Here is a 4,989-nt window from a genome sequence, read left to right on the forward strand (position 1 = left end):
GGGTGGGGTCGGTGGGAAGGAGGGGGGATAAGAAGGCGTCGATAAGCGCGAGCTCTTTGCGGGTAGGAACGGCCGAGAGATCATGGGCCTCAGCGGGCATGGGGATGTCCGGAGCGCCGCAGCGGAGGAACAAAAAACGCATGCGCACCATGCTACGCGCGCTTTTTGGGCCGGGAAAGTGTAAAGTTGGAGAGTATTTTGGCTTCAATAATGAGGAAGTGACTAAACAATGGCAGCGATCGTCATTGTCGGCGCCCAATGGGGCGACGAAGGCAAGGGCAAAGCGACCGACATCCTCGGCGGCAAGGTTGACTACGTGGTCAAGCCGAACGGCGGCAATAACGCCGGCCACACCGTCGTGGTAGGCGGCGATAAATATGAGCTGAAGCTCCTGCCAGCCGGCATTTTGTCTGAGAACGCTACCCCGGTGCTGGGCAATGGCGTGGTAATTAACCTCGAGGCGCTCTTTGATGAAATTGACGGCCTCGAAGCCCGTGGTGCGAATGCCTCGCGCCTGAAGATTTCCGCCAACGCGCACCTAGTGGCGCCGTATCACCAGACCCTGGACCGCGTGCAGGAGCGCTTCCTGGGCAAGCGCGCGATTGGCACCACCGGCCGCGGCATCGGTCCGACTTATGCCGATAAGGTCGCGCGCATTGGCATTCGTGTGCAGGACATCTTTGATGAGTCCATCCTGCGCCAGAAGGTGGAATCCGCGCTGGACATCAAGAACCAGATGCTGGTGAAGATGTACAACCGAAAGGCCATCGAGGCAGACCAGATTGTGGACTATTTCTTGGGCTACCGCGAGCGGTTGCGCCCCATGGTTATCGATGCCGAGCTCGAACTCAACCAGGCCCTCGAGTCCGGTAAGCACGTGCTCATGGAGGGCGGCCAAGCCACCATGCTGGATGTGGACCATGGCACTTACCCGTTCGTGACCTCGTCTAACCCAACCGCCGGTGGTGCCTCCGTGGGCTCCGGCATTGGTCCAACCCGCATCAAGACCTCCCTGGGCATCATCAAGGCCTACACCACCCGCGTGGGTGCTGGCCCGTTCCCGACCGAGCTCTTTGATAAGTGGGGCGAGTACCTGCAGACCACCGGTGGCGAGATTGGCGTGAACACCGGCCGCAAGCGTCGTTGTGGTTGGTACGACTCCGTCATTGCCCGCTATGCCACGCGCGTTAATGGCTTCACCGATTACTTCCTGACCAAGCTGGACGTGCTCACCGGCATCGGTGAGATTCCGATCTGCGTGGCTTACGACGTCGACGGCAAGCGCTACGACGAGCTGCCGCTTACCCAATCCGAGTTCCACCACGCCGAGCCCATCTTTGAGACCATGCCCGCTTGGGACGAGGACATCACGGAATGCTCCACCTTTGAGGAGCTGCCGCAGAAGGCCCAAGACTACGTCCTGCGCCTAGAGGAGCTGTCCGGCTGCCGCATTTCCTACATCGGCGTCGGTCCTGGTCGCGACCAGACCATTGTTCGCCACGATGTTATGGCGGATCAGTAAGGCGTAGTTCTTACCACCACCGTGGTGCGAGAGCCCCGCGCGCAGCTAGTCCTGCGTGGCGGGGCTCTTGGTATTTCTACGGAAGTTCCGTGTGTAGCTACAGGAGGAGAGGAACGGGATCGCTACTAACGCGCTCGATAAGACTTCCCTCTCGGGCGACAGTAACGGAAAACATCATAAATTAACTTTAGAAAGTTTACTGGAAGCGCCAAGGAAAGACCGACACTTTTGACCCCCTCAGGATCGGCATATTCGACACAGTGACTAATAAGGGTGAAGGTGTCTTACTTCCAATACCGCCGGCATTGTAGGGGTAGTAATTGATCTACCTTCGCTGGTAGTGAACTATTGGAGCGTGACGGAACCCTCTTTGTTGAGGGATTAGGGCAGGAATGAAGGTGTCGCAACGGTTGTTGTCCAAGCCGCATCGACTACGCTGGGTGTTTCCTTCTTCCCAGCCTATCCTTTGGATTCTCGGGCATCGAGCGATGCCACTGTAGCCCGGCCGCAATCGGCGGGGGCCTTGCTGCTGTTCCTGGCCACGTTCAACTTTAGAGATTGACCGTGAATATCTCGGACTTCCCCACGAGTAGAGCAGGTTCCTACACTGACAAGTGGCATCGTCTGCCAGTTTGCTACCCAGATTTTCCCGTTAACAAACCGGCTGGGTATCTACAGCGGATGGCCGGCTAGCCAGGCTAACTAGATTGATGTGATGCTGAAACACTCCTTTATGAAGCGAGTGGCATTCCACTGTTTGGGTTCTGGCCCCGGTAGCTAACATCTGCGCATAAAGTGCGGATTCCTCCAGCCCTCAGGTAGACATCCCAAGGTTTTCCTATTGACTAGGTAATTCCCCGCTTCCCTGGGGGAGCAAGCTCCAACCTAGGGGCGAAGCACAGGTGCCGGGATATCTTGGTGCTTTTTAGCTACCCTCACGGCCTTAACACGCTGAATTAAGTCTTTCCCTGTTGTGCACGCCTAAACACTAAGTTAAAATTAAGCAGGCTTTAAGTGCAGAGAATTTTCAGCTTTCGCGGGCCCTATTTCCGCGCACTAATACACAGGGAGTTACTTCAATGATTATCAAGCTTTTGAGTGGCCTACTCGCCACGATTATGAGCTTCTTTGGCTTGGGTGCCGCGGCGCAGGAGGCTGCGCCGGCACCTGAGAATAAGCAGGTTGCTGTTGCTGAGAAGGGCAATAACGACGACGTGCAGGCCCTTATCGATACTGCCCATGCCGAGGCTGGCTACGAGTTCATCAGCGTGCGTTACGACGGTGACACCGCCAATATCGCCCTGAATCCGGATACCTACAACCCGGATAAGGACGACGTTACTTTCGAGGCAGTCTCCCAGCTCCTGCAGGAGAAGGGTTACCAGGTCACTGCTGTTCTTTAAGACCTGGTTCATTCCCTCAGGATCCGCACTGCGGCCTAGGTAAAGCATTTGCTTGCCGAGGCCCGTGCGGGTTTTTCTTTGTCTAAATTTTCTTGCCCCTGTGCGTGGCCTCCAGGTGTGATTGTGGCGACCTTAAGGCGAGTTTCCGCTCACATTTATTTTCTTGAAGATGAATAGAAGCTGGGTTAAGACTTGCTGAAGGTCCACCGTGACGCATGGTTGCATATTGTTATCGAATGCGCACTGGCAGTATCTGTAGCGCCAAACTATAGAGGGGTGCCGCTCGGAGTAGTGCGACGAAAATGTATGCAAAACAAATTTCAAAGCTGTACAACGTCAAATAACGAGCGGCGTATGAAAGTGTTTAAATCGATATCGCTAAAATCAATCTTAGTATTGATGGAGCTATTGGCCGTGGCTATATGGTCTAAAATGAAACCATCCTAAATCGGATATGTGTATTTTAATCTGGGCGTTATGTGGGGATATATACGTGTACCTGTGTCTAAAGCGTTAGTAAGCCTGTACAACATGCATCTTTCCTGAGGGTTTCTGGCTGGATTCTTAAATTTTCCCGTGATACCATCCTAAGTACACAATAAAAGTTGATCTAGATTTGGGTAGAATCCCCTGGTTAACTGCAGTGTGTTCAAGTCTCAATTTCAGGTTCTGCTCAGCGAAAACTCGCTGTACAGGAAGCGAATGTAAGTATTTGTACCGCTCGAAGAGGAAAAATGAGTAGATTAAAAAACATATCCCGAGAGGGGTGGATGGTCTTTACTGCAGTGCTTGCTGCGATTGCGGTTATTGCGGCCATGGTCACCGTTCCGGGAGCGAAGGCGGAGGCTGCTGAGCCTACCGATTTTACGCCCAACAATACATTGGGCAACGAGCTTAAGAAGGAAGAAAAAGACCCACAGCATTTTGCCGCGGACTACTCCTGGGGTCTGCTTGTTTGGGCGGGAGAGCCAGCAGGGCCCGGCTTTGGCAATGGTGGAAACAAAAATAATGATGTGGGCTGGGGTTGGTGTATTGAACCGCACGCTAAAACCCCTCTCAATACGCGGGAAGCGTACGAAAAGAAGAACGCTACGAAACTTGAGTTTGATGAGAAGTATCACGACGCCGTCATCAATCTCGGGCGGAAGATGGAAGCTGCAGCTGCACGAGGGGATAAAAAGGCGGCTGCCAACTATTACGTCTACCTGTTGATGTTCCTTGATTCGCATCAGAATCCAAAGAACCTACCATTTGAAACTATTGTAGGAAATAGCAAAGACTATTTCCCAGGGTTTACTGGATCGCACGAAGAGTTTACGGCGCTTACGGGTTATAAAATCGAGGGACCCAAAGAAGTGCCGGAGCTTGTAAAAGACCCGACGGTGGAAATAGCAAAGCAGCCTGAAGATGCGTTTATTACCGTTGTGCATCCGAATGGCAATCGCAATTCAAAGGCTCAGTCTGTCATTCCGGTAGACCAGCCCGGTCTGCCTGATGAGCCTGACAATGGTGGTGGTTCCGAAGAGCCCACGACTTCTTCTGAGGAGACTTCTTCGGACGAGACGACTTCGGAAAATCCTGGCGGGGAGACTTCTCCGAACGAGACAACTGAGAATCCTGAGCCGTCTGATTCTGAGGGAACCACTCCGAAGGACACCACCTCCGAGACGACTTCGGAAAATCCTGGCGGGGAGACTTCTCCGAACGAGACAACTGAGAATCCTGAGCCGTCTGATTCTGAGGGAACCACTCCGAAGGACACCACCTCCGAGACGACTCCGGATAAGACGACTGATGTAACGCCTAATCCGGAACCGACTCCTACTACTAGTGAGCAGGAGAAGGGTCTTGAGCCAAAGATTGAAACGGAAGCTTCCATCAAGGATGGCAACCGTGTAGAAAAGGGTGCCACGGTTATTGACACCGTGACGTATAAGGACCTTGTTCCGGGTAGGGAATACACCCTGAAGGCTGAGCTGATTAGCAAGGAGGACGGCGAGTCTGTTCTGGGTACCGGTGAGAAGACCTTCAAGCCGGAGGCTTCTAACGGCAAGGTTGAGGTTG

3 protein-coding genes are annotated in these 4,989 nt (G+C 53.6%); all 3 read left to right on the forward strand.

The genetic code is table 11. The features are described 5' to 3' along the window. Positions 1–229 precede the first annotated feature (229 nt). Complete coding sequence (locus tag RAE07_RS11840; RefSeq protein WP_317001914.1) at positions 230–1,522, forward strand: adenylosuccinate synthase; 1,293 nt, start codon at positions 230–232, stop codon at positions 1,520–1,522. A 1,079-nt stretch (positions 1,523–2,601) separates the two neighbouring features. Continuing rightward, complete coding sequence (locus RAE07_RS11845) at positions 2,602–2,925, forward strand: malonyl-CoA-ACP transacylase (RefSeq protein ID WP_317001915.1); 324 nt, start codon at positions 2,602–2,604, stop codon at positions 2,923–2,925. Positions 2,926–3,659: 734 nt separating this feature from the next. Next, on the forward strand, positions 3,660–4,989 hold a 1,330-nt coding region (locus RAE07_RS11850; RefSeq protein ID WP_317001916.1), incomplete at its 3' end, for a VaFE repeat-containing surface-anchored protein.

It is taken from the genome of Corynebacterium nasorum (assembly GCF_032821635.1).
In the GTDB taxonomy this organism is placed as follows: domain Bacteria; phylum Actinomycetota; class Actinomycetes; order Mycobacteriales; family Mycobacteriaceae; genus Corynebacterium; species Corynebacterium kefirresidentii.